14 protein-coding genes and 2 tRNA genes are annotated in these 20,817 nt (G+C 60.2%); 5 read left to right on the top strand and 11 right to left on the bottom strand.

The genetic code is table 11. The features are described 5' to 3' along the window. Positions 1-2 precede the first annotated feature (2 nt). On the top strand, positions 3-191 hold the full coding sequence (locus ACYZTY_RS00835) for a hypothetical protein (RefSeq protein ID WP_007947526.1): 189 nt from the start codon (positions 3-5) through the stop codon (positions 189-191). Between the two features lie 252 nt (positions 192-443). Here ACYZTY_RS00835 and ACYZTY_RS00830 read toward each other — a convergent pair whose 3' ends face one another. The 11 genes from ACYZTY_RS00830 to rnr all read right to left on the bottom strand — a co-directional run bounded on the left by ACYZTY_RS00830 (position 444) and on the right by rnr (position 17,402). After that, complete coding sequence (locus tag ACYZTY_RS00830) at positions 444-1,334, bottom strand: transglutaminase family protein (RefSeq protein ID WP_461956907.1); 891 nt, start codon at positions 1,332-1,334, stop codon at positions 444-446. Continuing rightward, a complete protein-coding gene (locus ACYZTY_RS00825) occupies positions 1,334-3,820 on the bottom strand; it encodes a circularly permuted type 2 ATP-grasp protein (protein WP_461956906.1) in 2,487 nt (828 codons plus the stop codon). Before ACYZTY_RS00825 ends, ACYZTY_RS00830 begins: the two co-directional genes overlap by 1 nt. Positions 3,821-3,908: 88 nt before the next feature. Next, a complete protein-coding gene (locus ACYZTY_RS00820; RefSeq protein WP_461956905.1) occupies positions 3,909-7,184 on the bottom strand; it encodes a transglutaminase family protein in 3,276 nt (1,091 codons plus the stop codon). Positions 7,185-7,608: 424 nt separating this feature from the next. Continuing rightward, positions 7,609-9,912, bottom strand: a complete 2,304-nt coding sequence (locus tag ACYZTY_RS00815; RefSeq protein ID WP_461956904.1) for a YgiQ family radical SAM protein — start codon at positions 9,910-9,912, stop codon at positions 7,609-7,611. A gap of 210 nt (positions 9,913-10,122) precedes the next feature. Then, positions 10,123-11,517: a replicative DNA helicase gene (gene dnaB / locus ACYZTY_RS00810; RefSeq protein ID WP_131058822.1), complete on the bottom strand. Its 1,395-nt coding sequence runs from the start codon at positions 11,515-11,517 to the stop codon at positions 10,123-10,125. 109 nt (positions 11,518-11,626) lie between these two features. Further along, the gene (rplI, locus tag ACYZTY_RS00805) at positions 11,627-12,073 is read right to left on the bottom strand and encodes a 50S ribosomal protein L9 (protein WP_003197251.1); all 447 of its coding nucleotides are present in this window, start codon (positions 12,071-12,073) and stop codon (positions 11,627-11,629) included. 19 nt (positions 12,074-12,092) lie between these two features. Continuing rightward, positions 12,093-12,986 carry a hypothetical protein gene (locus tag ACYZTY_RS00800; RefSeq protein ID WP_461956903.1) on the bottom strand — a complete coding sequence of 298 codons (894 nt, stop codon included), beginning with the start codon at positions 12,984-12,986 and terminating at the stop codon, positions 12,093-12,095. A gap of 36 nt (positions 12,987-13,022) precedes the next feature. Then, complete coding sequence (gene rpsR / locus ACYZTY_RS00795) at positions 13,023-13,253, bottom strand: 30S ribosomal protein S18 (RefSeq protein WP_002551829.1); 231 nt, start codon at positions 13,251-13,253, stop codon at positions 13,023-13,025. Positions 13,254-13,281: 28 nt separating this feature from the next. Then, on the bottom strand, positions 13,282-13,704 hold the full coding sequence (rpsF, locus tag ACYZTY_RS00790; protein WP_003217491.1) for a 30S ribosomal protein S6: 423 nt from the start codon (positions 13,702-13,704) through the stop codon (positions 13,282-13,284). A 297-nt stretch (positions 13,705-14,001) separates the two neighbouring features. Further along, the gene (gene rlmB / locus ACYZTY_RS00785) at positions 14,002-14,775 is read right to left on the bottom strand and encodes a 23S rRNA (guanosine(2251)-2'-O)-methyltransferase RlmB (RefSeq protein ID WP_461956902.1); all 774 of its coding nucleotides are present in this window, start codon (positions 14,773-14,775) and stop codon (positions 14,002-14,004) included. Beyond that, positions 14,772-17,402, bottom strand: a complete 2,631-nt coding sequence (gene rnr / locus ACYZTY_RS00780; protein ID WP_461956901.1) for a ribonuclease R — start codon at positions 17,400-17,402, stop codon at positions 14,772-14,774. Before rnr ends, rlmB begins: the two co-directional genes overlap by 4 nt. A 226-nt stretch (positions 17,403-17,628) precedes the next feature. On the opposite strand from rnr, the gene ACYZTY_RS00775 reads away from it, so the two are divergent. From ACYZTY_RS00775 to ACYZTY_RS00760, 4 genes are all read left to right on the top strand, one after another. After that, positions 17,629-17,715 (top strand) — tRNA-Leu (locus ACYZTY_RS00775). Positions 17,716-17,881: 166 nt separating this feature from the next. Beyond that, positions 17,882-17,968, top strand: a tRNA-Leu gene (locus ACYZTY_RS00770). Between the two features lie 218 nt (positions 17,969-18,186). Continuing rightward, positions 18,187-19,197, top strand: coding sequence for an extracellular solute-binding protein (locus tag ACYZTY_RS00765; protein WP_461956900.1), 1,011 nt, complete (start codon positions 18,187-18,189; stop codon positions 19,195-19,197). After that, on the top strand, positions 19,197-20,762 hold the full coding sequence (locus ACYZTY_RS00760; RefSeq protein WP_461956899.1) for an ABC transporter permease: 1,566 nt from the start codon (positions 19,197-19,199) through the stop codon (positions 20,760-20,762). Before ACYZTY_RS00765 ends, ACYZTY_RS00760 begins: the two co-directional genes overlap by 1 nt. Positions 20,763-20,817: the final 55 nt, after the last annotated feature.

Here is a 20,817-nt window from a genome sequence, read left to right as displayed (position 1 = left end):
CCATGGCTAAACCTAATTATTCCTTCGCCAAACGTCAGAGAGACTTGGCCAAGGAGCAGAAGAAAGAGGAAAAGCTTCAGCGCAAGAAAGCTACAGCTGAAGAAGAAGCAGCAGCACTGAACCCGGATGCCGAAGGCGAAGTGGCTACAGACGAAACTGAAGCACCGAAAGATCAGGCGCCCGACGCCTGAGACCCTCAGGGCCCGATGATCTGATCAGGCCCACCGGATCTGTGTCCAGGGTCAGCAGCGACGTTGCTGACCCTCACAGTCCCCTCTGAAATACCCCTCCAGAATTTATGCACATCCACTGTGGGAGCGAGCTTTGTGGCGAGGGGATTTATCCCCGTTGGGTCGCGAAGCGGCCCTAAAAAATGGGACTGCTGCGCAGTCCAACGGGGATAAATCCCCTCGCCACAAGCCCGCTCCCACATGGGTTCTGTATTACTCCAATGGCATCACGGTGACGCGGACTTCGGGGTCGTGGTTACCGCCCCCCAGAATCACCCCACGCAACGGCGAAACATCGGAGAAATCCCGGCCCCAGGCCAAGGTGATGTGTTCCAGCGCTGGCTGCACATTGTTGGTCGGATCGAAATCGACCCAGCCCAGCACCGGGCAAAACACTGAAACCCAGGCATGGGACGCATCGGCGCCGATCAGTCGCGGCTGGCCGGGCGGTGGCTGGGTCAGCAGGTAGCCGCTGATGTAACGCGCCGCCAGTCCACGGGAGCGCACGCAAGCAAGCATCAGGTGAGCGAAGTCCTGACAAACCCCGCGCCGACGTTCCAGCACCTCCACCAGCGGTGTCGCCACTTGGGTCGCTTCGGCGTCGAAGGTAAATTCGCTGAAAATCTTCTCCATCAATGCCTGGACGCCCAGCAACAAAGGCCGCCCCGATGGAAAACAGCTTTGCGAGAATTCGACAAAGTTGCGTTTCAAATGCACATAGGGCGATTCAAACCGGTAACGGCACGCTTCCAGCAACTCAGGGGAAAGCGGCTGACTGCTGTAGGTCAGCGCGTTGCGGGTCTCTTCCCACGCGGGGGATTGATTGAAATCCAGCGCCGGCCGGGGCAGTACCTCGACGGTGAGCCGGGCATTGACCAGCAATTCATCATGCGGCCGCTCGAATGCCAACCGGGTGAGCGGATTGCCAAATACATCCAGCTCGTCCCGGCGCGAGGTCGGGACGGGACTGATCTGCAATTGCTGCTCAGTGCAGCGCTGCCAGGCGCATGCCCGTGGCCACAGGTGCGCGAGTTGCTGGGCCAGGGACACCGGGCTGTCGTAGTGATAATGGGTGTCGTGGAGAATCTGGTAATGGGCACTCATCAGACGGACACCGTGCGCTGACTGACATCATCGACATGGGCGAAATGGCGCAAGGCCAGACGATCCGACACTTGCCCGCTGGCATCGGCGATTTCTTGCAGCAAATCCGCCAGACCGTTGATGGCGGCACGAACACTGGCTTCGCCGAACAGTGAATTCTCCAGGCATCCCAGATCGAAGCGCGCCAAGCGCTCCACCAGTAGCGGCAGACCCGCTTCGCGAGGCGCACCAAAATCGTCGTTCAAGCGTTTCAGGGTGCGGGTCACCAGTTTCAACTGGAACAGCACCGCGTGGGGGTTTTGCTCGTCGAGCAGCAAAAGATCAAGCACCGGAATCAACTGCGCCACTGCCAAGTACCGCGAACGATAGGTGATGCTGCTGTTACCCAGTTCCAGCAGCCATTCCAGTCCGGCCTGATCGAAAGCGCCAGCACCGCGCAGAAACGCCGCCAGGCTGGCGCTGAGAAATTGCAATCGCTCGATCCGACGGCCAATCATCAAGAAACGCCAGCCTTCATCCCGTGTCATGTCGTCCAAGGCAAAACCGGACAGCGCCGCCAGGGACATCACCAGCCGGTTGAGGAAATCCAGCAACTCGCCGAAATCCGGCTCTTCGGTTTCCAGTTCCATGGCTTCGCGCTGCAATTCCACGAGCGCCTGCCAGTTTTCCCGCGAGAGCTTGCCGCGCACTTGCGAAGCAGCCCACTGCAAGCGCTGCAGGTTGGAGCGCAGGCTGAAGGGCCAATCATCGCCCAGTAGCGCGGCCAACAACCGCTCGGGCAACTCGCCTTCGTCTGGCAACAGATTCAGCCGCTCCCCTAGATCGACCGCCGCTTCCAGGGCCTGCGGATCATCGCCATCGACGTAGCGCGCCAGCATGATCCGCAGCAGTCGCGCGCTGTCATCACACCGCTCGCAATAGCGGCCAAACCAGAACAGGTTCTCGACCACCCGCGACGGCAGGTACGGATCCCGTCGAACCAGGTCATGCACGCCGATCGTGCGCTGGGTTTTCCATTGCTCGCCGCTGGGAGGACGATCCCCCAATACCCAGGTGTCCTTGCTCGCACCGCCGCGCTGCATCGACACCACTTCGGCATCTGCTTCGGCGGCAACCCGGGTCAACCCGCCCGGCAATACCCGATAACCGTCGCGGCTGGCCACCGCATACACACGCATCCCGATGGCTCGCGGTTGCAGCTGACCATCCTCGGCCTGCCAGATCGGCGCCTGGGACAATTGCGCCAATTCTTGCGCAACATAGGCATAAGGCCGTGCCTGCATGCGTTTAGCCAGAGCCTGACGCTGTTTTTCACTCAGATCGCGGCCAAACACAGGTGAGAAGCTTTGCGACGGGAACGCTGGTTTGATCAGCAACTCCGGCAGTTTCTCCAACGCTTGGGCCAGCACCGGCGCTTCGCCGCACCACCACGTCGCGATGGAGGGAAGGATCAGTTCTTCGCCGAACAGGAATTGATTGATCTTCGGCAGAAAGCCCAGCAACCCCGGCGACTCCAGCACGCCGCTGCCGAGGGCATTGGCCACCAACACCCGTCCCTGCCGCACGGCTTCGAGCAAGCCCGGCACACCGAGGGCCGAATCGGTTCGCAGCTCCAGCGGATCGCAGAAGTCATCGTCGAGCCGACGCATGATCGCGTGAACCCGGCGCAGGCCACTCAGGGTTTTCAGATAGACCGTGGCATCGCGCACCGTGAGGTCGCCGCCTTCCACCAGCGGATAACCGAGCTGGCGTGCCAGGTAGAGATGTTCGAAATAGCTCTCGTTGAAACGCCCCGGCGTCAGCAGCACGATCAGCGGCACGTCATCATCGCTGGGCGCCTGACGGGCGAGGGTTTCCTGAAGCGTGCGGAAGAACCCGGCCAGATGCTGCACCTTCAGGTCGCGGTACAACTCGGGAAAGGCCCGAGACACGATGGTGCGGTTTTCCAGCGCATATCCGGCACCGGATGGCGCTTGAGTCCGATCCGCCGTCACCCACCAGCGCCCGTCCGGCGTACGCGCCAGATCGACGGCATACAAATGCAGAAAGGCCCCGTCCGGCGGCGTAATGCCCTGACAGGGCCAGAGGAAATTGTTGTGACCGAACACCAGTTCCGCCGGCAGCAGCCCTTCGGCAATCAAGCGCTGCGGGCCGTAAAGGTCAGCCAGCACGGCGTTCAACAGCCGGGCCCGCTGGGCGATGCCGGCGGACAAGTGTTGCCATTCATCCGCAGCGATCACATGCGGCAGCAAGTCCAGTTCCCACGGCCGATCGGCGCCCTTGGGATCGGCGTAGACGTTGTAGGTCACGCCGTTTTCCTGGATCTGCCGGGTCAACAGGGCCTGACGCTGCACCAATTGCGCTGGCGTGCTGCGTTGCAACTGGTCGAACAAACGGCGCCAGTGCGGGCGCACGGCGCCGCTGTCGTCGAGCAGTTCGTGATAAGTGCCCGCCGTCAGCGGGTAGCGGTCAAGCAGGTCAGGCATGGAAAGCTCGGCAGACAGCAAAGAACGGTCAGACTAACGCAGGCTCATGACGCCCGGATATACGAAAAATCCGAGCGTCGCGTACGGTTTAGAAACGTCGCAAATCGAGCGTCATCGGCAGCTCGTCGTTAATTTCCAGAAGCGGTACAGGCAGTTTCCCCGGGCTGTGTCCAATGCGGAAGAAACGCGCCATCCGCCGGCTCTCGGCCTCATTGGCATTCACCGGCAAACTCTCGTAGTTGCGCCCGCCAGGATGGGCGACGTGGTACTGACAGCCACCCAGCGAGCGCTGCATCCAGGTGTCGAGCAGGTCGAACACCAGTGGTGCGTGGACCGGGATGGTCGGTTGCAGGCAGTTGGCCGGTTGCCAAGCGCGGAAGCGCACACCAGCGACGTACTCGCCGACCCGTCCCGTCGGCTGCAAGGGCACGGGAACGCCGTTGCACGTCAGCAAATAACGCTGCGGCGCCAGACCGGTGAGTTTCACTTGCAAGCGCTCCAGGGACGAATCCACGTAGCGCACCGTGCCGCCGACCGCGCCCTCCTCGCCCAGCACATGCCAAGGCTCCAGCGCCTGACGCACTTCCAGTTCGATGCCGCTGACGGCGTAATCGCCGACCTTGGGAAAACGAAATTCCAGGTGCGCGGCAAACCACTCCGCCCGCACGGGATAACCCGCAGCGTTGAGATCGACGATCACATCCGCGAAGTCCTGCTCGATAAAGTGCGGCAGCAGGAACCGGTCATGCAATTCAGTGCCCCAGCGCGCCAGTTTCGGCGGCGCATAAGGCTCGCGCCAGAACCGCGCCACCAGTGCCCGCAGCAGCAACTGCTGCGCCAGACTCATGCGCGCATGCGGCGGCATTTCAAAGGCGCGCAACTCGAGCAAGCCAAGACGCCCCGTCGCACCATCCGGCGAATAGAGCTTATCAATGCAGAACTCGGCGCGGTGGGTGTTGCCGGTCACATCGATCAGCAAGTTGCGCAGTAACCGGTCGACCAGCCATGGCGCGCACTCCTCGCCCGGCTCCGGCATTTGGGCGAAGGCGATTTCCAACTCGTACAACGCATCGTTGCGTGCTTCATCGACGCGCGGCGCCTGGGACGTCGGGCCGATGAACAATCCGGAAAACAGGTAGGACAAGGACGGGTGGTTATGCCAGTAACTGATCAGGCTGCGCAGCAAATCGGGACGGCGCAGAAACGGTGAGTCCGCCGGTGTCGCGCCACCCAGGACGAAATGGTTACCGCCGCCCGTGCCGGTGTGCCGGCCGTCGATCATGAATTTCTCGGTGGTCAGTCGAGTCTGGCGTGCTTCTTCGTACAGAAACTCGGTGCGCTCGACCAGCTCATCCCACGTGGCGGACGGCTGCACGTTGACCTCGATCACGCCCGGATCGGGGGTGATGCGGAAGTTGCTCAGGCGCGGATCGCTCGGCGGCTCGTAGCCTTCCAGCAACACCGGGCAATGCAGCTCCTGGGCCGTGGACTCGATCGCGGTCACCAGCTCCAGATAGTCCTCGACCCGTTCCAGCGGCGGCATGAACAGGTACAACCGGCCTTCCCGAGCCTCGGCGCAGAACGCGGTGCGGGTCAGCCAATCAGCGGATTCATCGACCTCCAGATCCCGCTCGACCGCTTCGGCCGACGCGCCCGGACTGTTCAACTGCTGAGTGTCGGGTAGCGGCGGGAATTCCTGGTTGGGGTCGTTCGGGTAGATAAAAGGGTACTCGGCCGCTTTCACCCAAGGCTGCGAACCCAGCGGCAAGCGATAACCCAGCGGCGAATCCCCCGGCACCAATCGACAATGCTCGTCGCGCAGATACCAGCGACCGCTTTGCCATTGATCACCCTTGGCGGTGCGCGCCAGCGGCAGGACCTGACCGATCACTTTGTCCAGGCCCTGGTTGAAGACTTTACGCAGGCGCGCCCGCTCCAGCGGTTCTTCGAGACGTGAGTCTTCGGCGCTGACGTTCTGCGGCAACGTACCTTCGCGCCAGAGGTAATAGAAATTGTCTTCGTAAGCAGGGAACACAAAGCGTGTCGGAATTTTCAGGCGCTCGGCGACACTCGAGAGAAAACGCCCGGCCAGCTCGCCGTCGGCACCGTAGTCTTCCTGCTCATCGGCGATCAGCGCGCTGTTGTGCCAGATCGGCACGCCATCGCGGCGCCAGTAACAATTGAGTGACCAGCGTGGCAGTTGCTCGCCGGGGTACCACTTGCCCTGACCGAAATGCACCAGGCCTTTGGGCGCGTAGCGTTTGCGCATGCGCTGGAACAGCTCTGCGGATAACCGACGTTTGTCCGGCCCGAGCGCTGCGGTGTTCCACTCGGCGCCGTCCGGGTCATCGATGGAAACGAAGGTCGGCTCGCCGCCCATGGTCAGGCGCACGTCGCCTTCCAGCAGGTCGGCATCGATCTGCCGGCCAAGCGCCTGGATCGCCAGCCACTGGTCTTCGGTGTAGGGCTTGGTGACCCGCGGCGCTTCCCAAATCCGCTCCACGGACATTTCGTGGGTGAATTCGCACTCGCACGGTTCCACCAAGCCACTGATCGGTGCCGCAGAGCCCGGATCGGGACTGCACGCCAACGGAATGTGTCCTTCACCGGCAAACAGCCCCGAGGTCGCGTCCAGGCCGATCCAGCCGGCACCGGGCAAATACACCTCGCACCAGGCGTGCAGGTCGGTGAAGTCCACGTCGGTGCCCGAGGGACCGTCGAGGCTTTTGACGTCAGCGGTGAGTTGAATCAGGTAGCCGGAGACGAAACGCGCCGCCAGCCCGAGGTTGCGCAGCAGTTGCACCAGCAACCACGCCGAGTCGCGGCAGGAACCGGAAGCCTGTTCAAGGGTGTGCTCGGGTGTTTGCACGCCCGGCTCCATGCGGATCAGGTAACCGATGTCTTCGCTCAGGCGCTGATTGAGCGCCACCAGGAAATCCACGCTCGGCAGCGGCGTGCGGTCGATGCCGTCCAGATAGGCCTTGAACGTCGGCGTCAGGGGCAAGGTTTCCAGGTACGGCGCCAGCTCTTTGCGCTCGTCTGCGGCATAGGTGAACGGGATCTTTTCTGCGTAGGGCTCGAGGAAAAAGTCGAACGGATTGAAGACCGCCATCTCCGCCAGCAAATCGACCTCGATCCGCAGTTCATCGGTTTTTTCCGGGAACACCAACCGCGCCAGGTAATTGCCCTGGGGGTCCTGCTGCCAGTTGATGAAATGCTGCTCGGGGGAAACTTTCAGCGCATAGGACAGAATCCGCGTGCGACTGTGGGCGGCCGGGCGCAGGCGAACGATCTGCGGACCGAGCTCGACGGCGCGGTCGTAGCGGTAATGCGTGACGTGGTGCAATGCGACATGAATCGACACGGCGTGCCTCCTGCGAGCCTTAAGCGTATTGGAAAGCGCGCAAGACTTATGCCATCCAGCGGCGCTGGCGCTTTCTCCGGTTGCTTGAGGCAGTACAGCACCAAAATCGGGCGATGCGGGAAATTGGTTCGAGGGAGTTGCACGGAAATGTTGCGGCTGGGGGCTGTCAGCCAGGATTGCTGCAGCTGTACCGGCCTCTTCGCGGGCAAGCCTCGCTCCTACAGGTTTTGTGTCGAATCACGATTCCGTTAGCGACACATGACCTGTAGGAGCGTGCGATGCGGCGACCCGACTTGCCCGCGAAGAGGCCAGATGCCCCAACACAGCTTCTCGTTCCACTCCCGCGTGGGAACGATCATTTCCCGACATCCACAACGCAAAACGCCAACCCGAAGGTTGGCGTTCTGTTCAGCTCAAGCGAGGCTTAGCGCGGTACAACCGGCTTACGCGCAGGCTTCGGCCCTTTGCCTTTAGCCGCATCCTTGCGCTCCTTGGCCGCCTGCTGGTTGCGGGCGAATGCCGCCGCCTTGGCCTGTTCACGTTTGTCCCACGGATTGCCGCCATCACTGGCGCGCGGTGGCAGGCCGGTGTGCTGGGTCAGGATCTTGGTGGTTTTCTCACCCGCCACTTTATGGCTGCCGGCCGGTGTCGAGTTCTTGCGACGGGCGCTCTGGTAGCTGTCGGTCGCTGGCTGGTGCAGCGGGATCAACTGATTCTTGCCCGGCCCGATCAGGTCGGCGCGACCCATGCGGGTCAGCGCTTCGCGCAGCATCGGCCAGCCTTTCGGGTCGTGATAACGCAAGAACGCTTTATGCAAACGGCGCTGCTCTTCGCTCTTGACGATGGTCACGGCGTCGCTCTTGTAAGTGACCTTACGCAGCGGGTTCTTGCCCGAGTGGTACATCGCGGTGGCGGTGGCCATCGGCGACGGGTAGAACGCCTGCACCTGGTCGGCACGGAAGCCGTTGCCTTTGAGCCACAAGGCCAGGTTCATCATGTCTTCGTCGGTGGTGCCCGGGTGAGCGGCGATGAAGTACGGAATCAGGTACTGCTCTTTCCCGGCTTCCTTGGAGTACTTCTCGAACATGCGCTTGAACTTGTCATAGCTGCCAATGCCCGGCTTCATCATCTGGTTGAGCGGACCTTCCTCGGTATGTTCCGGGGCGATCTTCAGGTAACCACCAACGTGGTGAGTCACCAGTTCCTTGACGTATTCCGGCGACTCGACCGCAAGGTCGTAACGCAGGCCGGACGCGATCAGGATCTTCTTCACACCCGGCAACGCACGGGCGCTGCGATAGAGCTGAATCAGCGACGAGTGGTCGGTGTTCAGGTTCGGGCAGATGCCGGGGAACACGCACGACGGCTTGCGGCACGCGGATTCGATTTCAGGCGTTTTGCAAGCGATGCGATACATGTTCGCGGTCGGGCCGCCGAGGTCGGAAATGACGCCGGTAAAGCCTGGGACCTTGTCGCGGATCTCTTCGATTTCGCGAATGATCGACTCTTCGGAACGGTTCTGGATGATCCGGCCTTCGTGCTCGGTGATCGAGCAGAACGTGCAGCCGCCGAAGCAGCCGCGCATGATGTTCACCGAGAAGCGGATCATGTCGTAGGCCGGGATTTTTTCCTTGCCGTACGCCGGGTGCGGAACGCGTGCATAGGGCATGCCGAACACGTAGTCCATTTCTTCGGTGGTCATCGGAATCGGCGGCGGGTTGAACCAGACGTCGACTTCGCCGTGCTTCTGCACCAGCGCACGGGCGTTGCCCGGGTTGGTTTCCAGGTGAAGCACGCGGTTGGCGTGAGCATAAAGAACCGCGTCACCGCGGACTTTCTCAACCGAAGGCAGACGAATCACGGTCTTGTCGCGGGTCATTTTCGGGCTGGCCAGGATCTGCACGACCTTGGCTTCGCTTGGATCCTCAACCGGACCCTTTTCCTGCTCAATGGCGCAGGCCTGGGTGTCTTGAGTATTCACGTACGGGTTAATGATCTTGTCGACCTTGCCCGGACGGTCGATACGCGTGGAATCGACTTCGTACCAGTCTTTCGGCGTATCGCGACGGATGAACGCGGTGCCACGCACATCGGTGATGTCTTCGATCTTGTGACCGTAGGACAGACGCTGGGCGACTTCGACGATCGCACGCTCGGCGTTGCCGTAGAGCAGGATGTCGGCGCAAGCGTCGATCAGGATCGAGTTGCGAACCCGGTCCTGCCAGTAATCGTAATGGGCGATACGGCGCAGCGAAGCTTCGATGCCACCGAGCACGATCGGCACGTCCTTGTAGGCTTCCTTGCAGCGCTGGCTGTAAACCAGACTCGCGCGGTCCGGACGTTTGCCCGCCAGGCCACCGGGGGTGTAGGCGTCGTCAGAACGGATTTTCTTGTCGGCGGTGTAGCGGTTGATCATCGAATCCATGTTGCCGGCCGCGACGCCGAAAAACAGGTTCGGCTCGCCGAGCTTCATGAAGTCGTCTTTGGACTGCCAGTTTGGCTGGGCAATGATCCCGACGCGAAAGCCTTGCGACTCCAACAGCCGGCCGATGATTGCCATACCGAAAGACGGGTGATCGACGTAGGCATCACCGGTGACGATGATGATGTCGCAGGAATCCCAGCCAAGCTGATCCATCTCCTCCCTGCTCATCGGCAGGAATGGCGCTGGACCGAAACATTCGGCCCAGTACTTGGGATAGTCAAATAACGGCTTGGCTGTTTGCATGACGATGACCGGTGTTGAGATGAAAAATCGCGGGCGCGGAATATAGCACAAAAAATAACCAATTCCGACGGCTATGGTCGGAAATCGGTGTCGACCCCATTCGCGGGCAAGCCTCGCTCCTACAGGTTTTGTGTTGAGTCACGATTGCGCGAACGACACATGATCTGTAGGAGCGAGGCTTGCCCGCGAAGAGGCCCGAATAGACGCCGACTATTCGTCGTCGAAGTTGTAGCTGCCCGGCGCCAGGTTTTCGAAGCGGGTGTACTTACCGATGAACGCCAGCCGCGACGTACCGATCGGGCCGTTCCGCTGTTTGCCGATGATGATCTCGGCGATGCCTTTGTGCTCGGTTTCCGGGTGGTACACCTCGTCCCGGTACACGAACATGATCACGTCAGCATCCTGCTCGATCGCTCCGGATTCCCGGAGGTCGGAGTTGATCGGGCGTTTGTTCGGTCGTTGCTCCAGGGAGCGGTTGAGCTGGGACAGCGCCACCACCGGGCAATTGAATTCCTTGGCCAGCGCCTTCAAGGAACGGGAGATCTCGGAAATTTCGTTGGTCCGGTTGTCACCGCCCGAACCCGGGATCTGCATCAACTGCAGGTAGTCGATCATGATCAGGCCGACATCGCCGTGCTCACGAACCAGACGCCGGGTCCGCGCACGCATTTCCGAAGGGCTGATGCCCGCCGTATCGTCGATGAACAGCTTGCGATCGTTAAGCAGGTTGACCGCCGAGGTCAGGCGCGGCCAATCGTCGTCTTCCAGGCGACCGGCACGGACCTTGGTCTGGTCGATACGGCCCAGCGACGACAACATACGCATGATCAGCGATTCGCCTGGCATCTCCAGCGAGTAAACCAATACGCACTTGTCGCTGCGCAACACGGCGTTTTCCACCAGGTTCATCGCAAAGGTGGTTTTACCCATGGACGGACGGCCGGCGACGATGATCAGGTCGGACGGCTGCAGGCCGCTGGTCATCCCGTCGAGGTCGGTGTAACCAGTCGACAGGCCAGTGATGGCATTGTCGGTGTTGAACAAGGTATCGATGCGGTCGATGGCCTTGGTCAGCAGGTCATTCACGCTCACCGGGCCGCCGGTTTTTGGCCGGGCCTCGGCGATCTGGAAGATCTGTCGTTCAGCTTCGTCGAGGATCTCTTCAGCCGTGCGCCCTTCCGGGTTGAAAGCGCTGTCGGCAATCTCGGTGGCGATACCGATCAACTGACGCAACGTCGCCCGAGCGCGGACGATCTGCGCATACGCCTTGATGTTGGCGACGGACGGCGTGTTTTTTGCCAACTCACCCAGGTAACCGAGGCCGCCGACTTGCGACGTCTGACCTTCCTTGTCCAATTGCTCGGCAAGGGTCACGACGTCGATGGGGGAGTTCTGGTCGGCGAGCTTGGCAATCGCGCGGAAGATCAGGCGGTGGTCATGTCGATAGAAATCGCCGTCCGACACTTGATCCAGCACGCGTTCCCAGGCGTTGTTGTCCAGCATCAAACCACCGAGCACGGCCTGTTCGGCCTCGATGGAGTGCGGTGGCACTTTCAGGGAAGCGGTTTGCAGATCGTATTGCTCGGGTGCGGAGATATCGTTCATGGCCACTTGGAATTAGGGGGGATCAGAAAGACAAAGGGCACGACCTGTAAACAGGATCGTGCCCGATGTTACCGGTAAGCACCCGAGGGTGCCAGCCGACAAGTGCTGCTTAAGCTGCTACCACGACAACGCGTACGGTGGCTTCAACTTCGGCGTGCAGGTGCACGGCTACGTCGAATTCGCCTACGTTGCGGATGGTGCCGTTCGGCAGACGAACTTCGCTTTTTGCAACTTCAACGCCAGAGGCGGTCAGTGCATCAGCGATGTCGTGAGTACCGATCGAGCCGAACAGCTTGCCTTCGTCACCAGCGGTGGCAGTGATAGTCACTTCCAGCTCAGCCAGTTGGGCGGCACGGCTTTCAGCCGAAGTTTTACGGTCTGCTGCGGCTTTTTCCAGCTCAGCGCGACGCTCTTCGAACGCAGCCAGGTTGGCAGCGGTCGCAGCGGTAGCTTTGCCGTAAGGCAGCAGGTAGTTACGACCGTAACCAGCCTTAACGTTTACTTTGTCACCCAGGTTGCCCAGGTTGGTGACTTTTTCCAGAAGGATCAGTTGCATGTGAAAATCCTCTTAACTTTTAACCTTCACCGTTCGCGCTATCGGCGTCTTTCGGCGCCGAACGACCGCGAAAATCAATCAGGCTGTCGACGATGGCCAAGACCACCAGCAACGGATAGATCAGCTGCATGAACAGCAACAGCGTGACGTACAACCCCACCAGCCAGAACCTGGCCAGTCGCTTTTGCGCCACCAGCCCGTGAATCAGGGCCAGCCCGGCGAACACCAGCGGTACGCTGCACAACGGCGTCAACATGGCCATCTGTGGACCGATGTTCGGTCCCAGAAGCATGAACGCCAGCAGCAACATCGCTGGTAAAAGCGGGAATCGAATGGCGCGAAACTCGCGACCAAAACCACCCGGGTTGTACAACAACGCCTGCCAGTAGCGCCCTACAATCAGGCTCAGCACACTGACGATTTGCAACAAGGCCGCAATCAGGCCGGTCAGGACCGGTGCAATCAGGGACGCAAAATGCGCTTGCTCGTCTACCGACAACTTCTGGTAGACATCACCGAGGAGCGACGGCATGACTTTTATCAAAGCCTGCGCCAGCATCTCGATTTGGGGAGCAAAAACTGTCCCCAGCACCACTGCAAACACCACTCCCATCGCTATGCTGACCAGCAGCACGCGGTTCCAGGACTCGCTTGCGCGCAAAACCAACGCAAGGCTCCAAGACCCCAGCAGCACCAGAAGTGCCCGTGGGTCATCGGAGTAAAGCCACCAGATCAACGCTGGCAGCAGTCCCAGAGCAAGTACGCCAATGGCGTCCTTCAATCCGCGCCGCAGGAGCACGAAGCATCCAGCGGCAGCACCCAACCAATACAACAACGGCAATGCCGCGCATCCAGCCACTACGAGAGTGGCCTGCATACGGCCGCGCATGATGAACTCAGCTATGGCACGCATGCTTTCAATCCTTTGCTACGTGTCGACTGCCCGGTCTCAGCGGCCGTGGCTGTCGGTGTAGGCCAGCAGGGCCAGGAAGCGGGCGCGCTTGATAGCGGTGGCCAGCTGACGCTGATAACGTGCTTTGGTACCGGTGATACGGCTTGGAACGATTTTGCCGGTCTCGGATACATAAGCTTTCAGAGTGTTGAGATCTTTGTAATCGATCTCTTTCACGTCTTCAGCGGTGAAGCGGCAGAATTTACGACGACGGAAGAAACGTGCCATTTGATAGGCTCCTTAAAAGGTCCGTGGATTACTCGTCAGCGTTATCGCTGTTGTCGCTGTCATCACTATCAGCGCTTTCAGCGCCTTCGTGCTCAGGACGGTCGCGACGCTCACGGCGCTCACTGCGGTTTTCTTCAGCCTTGAGCATCTCGGATTGGCCGGTAACGGCTTCTTCGCGACGGATGACCAGGTTACGGATCACTGCATCGTTGTAGCGGAAGTTGTCTTCCAGCTCGGCCAGGGCCTTGCCAGTGCACTCAACGTTCAGCATCACGTAGTGAGCCTTGTGAACATTGTTGATTGCGTAGGCCAGTTGACGACGGCCCCAATCTTCCAGACGGTGGATTTTGCCGCCGTCTTCTTCGATCAGCTTGGTGTAACGCTCTACCATGCCGCCGACTTGCTCGCTTTGATCCGGGTGGACCAAAAAGATGATTTCGTAATGACGCATGAATGCTCCTTACGGGTTGTAGCCTGCCGCTAAAAAGCGGTCAGACAAGGAGTGAATGACACTTATGGACTTGCTCGCGTAGACACATGCGTGCCTGCCGTCACAGCAAGGGGCGCAATTGTAGAGAAGGGGCAGGAGAGGTGCAAGGCAATTGGTGATTATTTGAACAACCACCGCATCATCCCTGTAGGAGCGAGGCTTGCCCGCGATCGGAGCTGCGCGATCTTTCAGGAATACCGCGTTATCGTTCTTCGCGGGCGAGCCTCGCTCCTACAGAAGCAAGGCTGCCGCGATGAATCAGGACTTCTTGGCGTTGGCGGCCCCGGCGGCTTTTACGCTGCGCTGGCGCTGGGCTTCAAACAGGCACACTCCAGTAGCCACGGAAACGTTGAGACTGCTGACGCTGCCGGTCATCGGCAGGTGCACCAGATAGTCGCAAAGATCGCGAGTCAGGCGACGCATGCCGCTGCCTTCCGCGCCCATGATCAGGATGGTCGGGCCGGTCATGTCTTGCTGATACAGACTCTGCTCAGCTTCGCCCGCCGTACCGACAACCCACAAACCGCGCTGCTTGAGTTTTTCCAGGGTGCGCGCCAGGTTGGTCACGGCGACCAACGGAATCACTTCCGCTGCACCGCAGGCAACTTTACGCACTGTCGGGGTCAAGGTCGCAGACTTGTCCTTCGGCACAATCACCGCCAGCGCACCGGCCGCATCGGCCGAACGCAGGCAAGCGCCGAGGTTGTGCGGGTCGGTCACGCCGTCGAGCACCAGCAGTAGCGGTGCGCCTTCAGAGCGATCCAGCAACTCGTCGAGCATCGCCTCGCCCCAGACCTGGCTCGGACTCACGTCCGCGACCACGCCTTGGTGCACACCATCCACCCAGGCATCGAGTTCACGACGCTCGGCGTTGCCGACGGGCACGCGATTTTCATTCGCCAGCGCGATCAGCGCCTGTACACGCGGCTCACTGCGGCCTTCAGCCAGCCAGATCTGCTTGACGCGTTTCGGGTGGTGACGCAGCAACGCTTCTACTGCGTGCACGCCGTAGATCTTTTCCAACTGACTCATGACTTGGCCTTAGGTTTACGCGACCCGCCGCTTTTGGCTGGAGCCGAACCCGCTTTCGGCGGGCCTTTACGGTGTTTGCTTGGCTTGCTGCCGGGAGCCTTGTCAGGCGCCGACCGTCCGGTCTTTCCCCCAGACGCCGCTTTACCGCCGCTTTTCGCTTCAGACAGCAACGCCTGTTTCAATTCACGGCTTTTACGCAGTTCGGCATTCTTCGCCGCGGCATCGCTTGGGCGATAGGCTTCGACAGCCTTTTCCTTGGCAGGACGACGACCGCTTTTCGCCGGTGCCGGCTCTGCAGCTGTTTTCGCAGCAGTCTTGGAAGCTGGCTCAGCCTTTTCAGTACCGCGCTTCTTGCGACCGATCGGCGCGCTGATGGTTTTTTCGGCCATCTCGAAGTCGATCTTGCGTTCGTCGAGGTCAACGCGCATCACGCGCACTTCAACGGTGTCGCCAAGGCGGAAGCTGCGACCGGTACGCTCACCGGCGAGGCGGTGGTGCACAGGATCGAAGTGGTAGTAATCGCCCGGCAGCGCGGTGACGTGCACCAAGCCTTCGACGTAGATATCGGTCAGCTCGACGAACAGGCCAAAACCGGTCACGGCGGTAATCACACCCGGGAACGATTCGCCCACGCGGTCTTTCATGAACTCGCACTTGAGCCAGTTCACCACGTCGCGGGTGGCTTCGTCGGCACGGCGTTCGCTCATCGAGCATTGCTCGCCGAGCTGTTCCAGCGCCGCTTCGTCGTACGGATAGATGCGCGCTTTCGGAATGGTCATCGCGCCGGCACGGCGAACGTGCGGAGTGTCCTGCTTGGAATGGATGACACTGCGGATCGCCCGGTGCGTGAGCAAGTCCGGGTAGCGGCGGATCGGCGAGGTGAAGTGGGTATAGGCTTCGTAATTCAGGCCGAAGTGGCCCTGGTTATCGGCGCTGTACACCGCCTGGCTCAACGAGCGCAGCATGACGGTCTGGATCAGATGGAAATCCGGACGGTCCTTGATGCTGGCCAGCAATGCCTGGTAATCCTTCGGCGACGGTCCGTCCTTGCCTTTGTGCAGGGACAGGCCGAGCTCGCCGAGGAAGGCACGCAGTTTTTCCAGACGTTCCGGTGGCGGGCCGTTGTGAACGCGATACAGCGCAGGGATTTCGTGCTTCTTGAGGAATTCAGCCGTGGCCACGTTGGCCGCCAGCATGCACTCCTCGATCAGCTTGTGCGCATCGTTACGAACGGTCGGACGGATTTCGGCAATCTTGCGCTCAGTGCCGAAGATGATCCGGGTTTCCTGAGTTTCGAAATCGATCGCGCCACGCACGTGACGAGCGCCCAGCAGCACTTTGTACAGTGCGTAAAGCTGCTTCAGGTGCGGCAGAACATCGTTGTACTCGCCGCGAAGCTGACGCGCCTCTGTGAGTTTCGGCGTCTCCAGCATCGAGCTGACCTTGTTGTAGGTCAGGCGCGCGTGGGAGTGGATCACCGCTTCGTAGAAGCAATAATCCGTCATCTCGCCGGTTTTCGAGATGGTCATCTCGCAGACCATGGCCAGGCGATCGACGTGCGGGTTCAGCGAGCACAGTCCGTTGGACAGCTGCTCCGGCAGCATCGGCACCACTCGCTCGGGGAAGTACACCGAGTTGCCGCGAACCTGGGATTCGTTATCCAGGGCCGAACCGATTTTCACGTAGCTGGAAACATCGGCAATCGCCACGTACAACTTCCAGCCGCCGGAGAACAGGCGCAGCTTGCCCGGCCTGGCTTCGCAGTAAACGGCGTCATCGAAGTCGCGCGCGTCTTCACCGTCGATGGTCACGAACGGCAGGTGACGCAGGTCGATGCGCTTCTCTTTGTCTTTCTCTTCAACTTCAGGCTTGAGCTTGGCGGCTTCTTTCAAGACCGCCTCAGGCCAGACGTGCGGGATATCGTACGCGCGGAGAGCGACATCGATTTCCATGCCCGGCGCCATGTAGTTGCCCACGACTTCAACCACGTCGCCTTGCGGCTGGAAGCGTGGCGTCGGCCAGTGAGTGATCTTCACTTCGACGAATTGACCGACCTTGGCATTGGCGTTGCGACCCGGGGTGACCAGCACTTCTTGCTGAATCTTCGGATTGTCCGCAACCACGAAGCCGATACCGCCCTCTTCGAAGTAACGGCCGACGATGGTTTCGTGAGCGCGGGAGACCACTTCGACGATCATGCCTTCGCGGCGACCGCGACGGTCCAGACCAGAAACACGGGCCAGGGCACGGTCGCCATCGAACACCAGACGCATTTGCGCCGGGCTCATAAACAGGTCGTCACTGCCGTCGTCCGGGACCAGGAAGCCGAAGCCGTCACGGTGACCGCTGATGCGGCCGAGGATCAGGTCGAGCTTGTCCACCGGCGCATACGTGCCGCGACGGGTATAGATGAGTTGAGCATCGCGCTCCATGGCGCGCAGACGGCGGCGCAGGGCTTCGATCTGGTCTTCTGTGGTCAGACCAAACTCTTCGACCAGTTGCTCGCGGTTAGCAGGCGAACCCCGATCAGCAAGATGCTGAAGGATCAGTTCGCGGCTAGGAATAGGGTTTTCATATTTTTCCGCTTCACGAGCGGCCTCGGGATCGAGGGACTGCCAATCGGCCATTAGAGAGTTTTCACCTTGTCTATATGCGGGTTAGTTTGGCATAGGCGTAATGAAACGGGAAATTTCAGGCTGTGAGAGCCCATCTAAAGTCTTATATCGACAGCGCAAAGCTGATTTAAATGCCGTTGGTAAAATTTTCCAGGTTTTTTTGATGTCGGGGGTTTACAGTTAAAAAGACGCTCCGTATAGTGCGCGCCATCGACGACGCACTAGCGTTGCCGATACTGCCCAGATGGTGAAATTGGTAGACACGCCAGCTTCAGGTGCTGGTGACCGCAAGGTCGTGGAAGTTCGAGTCTTCTTCTGGGCACCAATTCTGAGCTTGAGATTAGATCAATTTCAAGGCTCACACAAAAGCCCGCGAAAGCGGGTTTTTTGCATTCTAAACATCTGATTTATTAAATCTAAATCAGGGGTTTACAGATCAAAACGCTCTCCGTATAGTGCGCCACATCAACAGCGGCAACGCTGAAGATTATGCCCAGATGGTGAAATTGGTAGACACGCCAGCTTCAGGTGCTGGTGACCGCAAGGTCGTGGAAGTTCGAGTCTTCTTCTGGGCACCAATTCAAATTCAAGGTCACGATCTTGAATTTCACAGAAACCCGCGAAAGCGGGTTTTTGCGTTTCTGGCTTCCGAAAATAATCTCCCCCCATTGAGAAACACACGACCTGTAGCAGCCGCTCTAGCAAACACTTCCCAGCCCCGCAAGGCGCACTTGAGAAACAATATCGTTTATCATTGTTTCAAGTTTTTGCAATGCGACAGTGAGGAACCCTGCGAATGATGTTTCGAAATACCCTGCGCCGCGGCCTGACCTTCACCCTGCTCGGCCTGGTACTCGCCACTCCCCTCACCCAGGCTGCCGACCCAGTTTCCCTGACGCTCTACAACGGCCAACACAAGGAAGTCGGCGACGCCATCGCCAAAGCCTTCGAAGCCAAGACCGGCATTCACGTCAATGTGCGCAAAGGCAGCAGCAACCAGCTCGCCAGCCAGGTCGTTGAAGAAGGTGATCGCTCCCCTGCCGATGTGATCTACACCGAAGAATCGCCACCGCTGAATAAGCTCGGCGAACAAGGCCTGCTGGCCCAGACCGATGCCGCCACCCTCGCCGTTCTGCCAAAAGACTACGTCGCCGGCAATGGCACCTGGATCGGCATCACCGCTCGGGTCCGCGTCGTCGCTTTCAACCCGAAACTGATCGATGAAAAAGACCTGCCCAAGTCGGTCATGGAATTCTCCGATCCGAAATGGCAAGGCAAGGTCGGCTTCGTGCCTACCAGCGGCGCGTTCCAGGAACAGGCCGTGGCAATCATCAAAGTGCACGGCATGGACGCAGCCGAAGAATGGCTGACCGGCCTGCGCGCGTTCGGCAAGACTTACAGCAACAACATGGTTGCGCTGAAGGCCGTGGAAAACGGCGAAGTCGCGACCGTGCTGGTGAACAATTACTACTGGTTCGCCTTGCAGCGTGAAAAAGGCCAGCTCGATTCGAAACTGCATTACTTCACCGGCGGCGACGTCGGCGGATTGATCACTGTTTCCAGCGCCGCGGTGCTGAAATCCAGCAAGCATCCAAAAGAAGCCCAGCAATTCCTCGCCTACATGGCCAGCGAAGAAGGTCAGCGCGTGATCACCCAGACCACCGCCGAATACCCGCTGCACAAAGGCATGGAATCCGATCGAGGCCTCAAGCCATTCAGCGAACTCGAGGCACCGAAAGCCACTCCGGCCGACCTCGGCAACGCCGAAGAAGCCCTGGACCTGGAACGTGACGTTGGCCTGAACTGATGAGCGCATCGTTATCCGCCCCCGCCTCGCGCGGGGGTTACGTACCACGGCGCAAGCGGCCGTCGATCTGGCTGCTGCTGCCGGTTTTGCTGCTGGTGGTACTCAGTCTTCTGCCACTGGTGTATGTCGGGCTCAAGACCTGGCAGGCCGGTTGGGCCGAGGCGCTGCATCTGCTGTGGCGGCCTTACGTGTTCGGGCTGTTGCGCAATACGTTGGCGCTGATGGTCGGCGTGACAGTCGCGTGCGGCGTGATCGGCTTGTCCCTTGCCTGGCTGCTGGAACGCAGCAATTTGCCGGGACGGCGGTTGTGGGGCGTGATCCTGTGCTTGCCGTTCGCCGTGCCGGCGTTCGTCAGCAGTTTTACCTGGGTGTCCCTGAGCGCACATTTTGAAGGCTTGGGCGGGGCGATCCTGGTGATGACCCTGTCGAAGTACCCACTGATATTTCTGCCAGTCGCGGCGACCCTGCGCAATCTCGATCCTTCTCTTGAAGAGTCCGCACGGACCCTTGGGCAGAATCGTTGGGGCGTGTTTTTCAGAATCACCCTGCCGCTGCTCTGGCCGTCATTGCTGGCCGGCTCGCTGCTGATCGCGCTGCACATGCTGGTGGAATTTGGCGCCCTGTCGATCATCGGCCTGCAAACCTTCACCACCGCGATCTATCAGCAGTTCGAACTGGAATTCAGTAACGCCAACGCAGCAATGCTGTCGGCGGTGCTTCTGGCGCTTTGTCTGGTGTTGTTGTGGCTTGAGCTGCGAGTACGCGGCAACGGCCGGCACGTGCGCACAGGCCAAGGCGCAGCACGGCAGGCGGAACAGGTCAGGCTGGGACAATGGACGGTTGCCGGACAGGTTTACTGCCTGGCGCTGGCAATCATCGGCAGCGGTATTCCGCTGGGGATGCTCGCGTACTGGCTGGCAGTGGGATCTTCGGCGGCATTCCCGGTGGCGGCGATCAGCGAGGCGCTGCTGTCCTCCCTGGCGTTGTCGTTGGGCGGCGCTGCGCTGTGCCTGGTGCTGGCGGTGCCGGTGGGGCTGCTGGTGGTGCGTCATAAAGGCCGACTGGCGATCTGGGCCGAGCGCTTGCCGTATCTGCTGCACGCGCTGCCAGGCTTGGTGATTGCGCTGACACTGGTGTATTTCGCCCTGCACTACGTGCCGGCGCTGTACCAGACTTCGGCGTTGCTGCTGATCGCTTATGCGCTGCTGTTTTTGCCTCTGGCTCAGGCACCGATTCGCACGGCGCTGAACAAGGCCGCGCCACAACTGGAAGAGGCGGCACGCACGCTGGGGGCGTCGTCTTTCAGTGCGTTCTGTCGGGTGACGCTGCCGATCATCTTCCCGGCGCTGGGGGCGGCGTTCGCGCTGGTGTTTCTGGATGCGATGAAGGAACTGACGGCGACGCTGTTGTTGAGTCCGACCGGGCTCAATACGTTGGCGACTGAGGTTTGGGCGCATACCGCGAATGTGGAGTTTGCGGCGGCGGCGCCTTATGCGGCGTTGTTGATTCTGGTGTCGGGGGTACCGGTTTATCTACTGACGACGCGGATGTATTTGAGCCGCTGAAAAGCTTCGCGGGCAAGTCGGATCGCCGCACCGCTCGCTCCTACCTTTGGATCGC

This window comes from Pseudomonas sp. LB1P83 (assembly GCF_054897885.1).
Note: the sequence above shows the minus strand (reverse complement) of the source record. Positions and strands in the feature narration are given on the sequence as shown.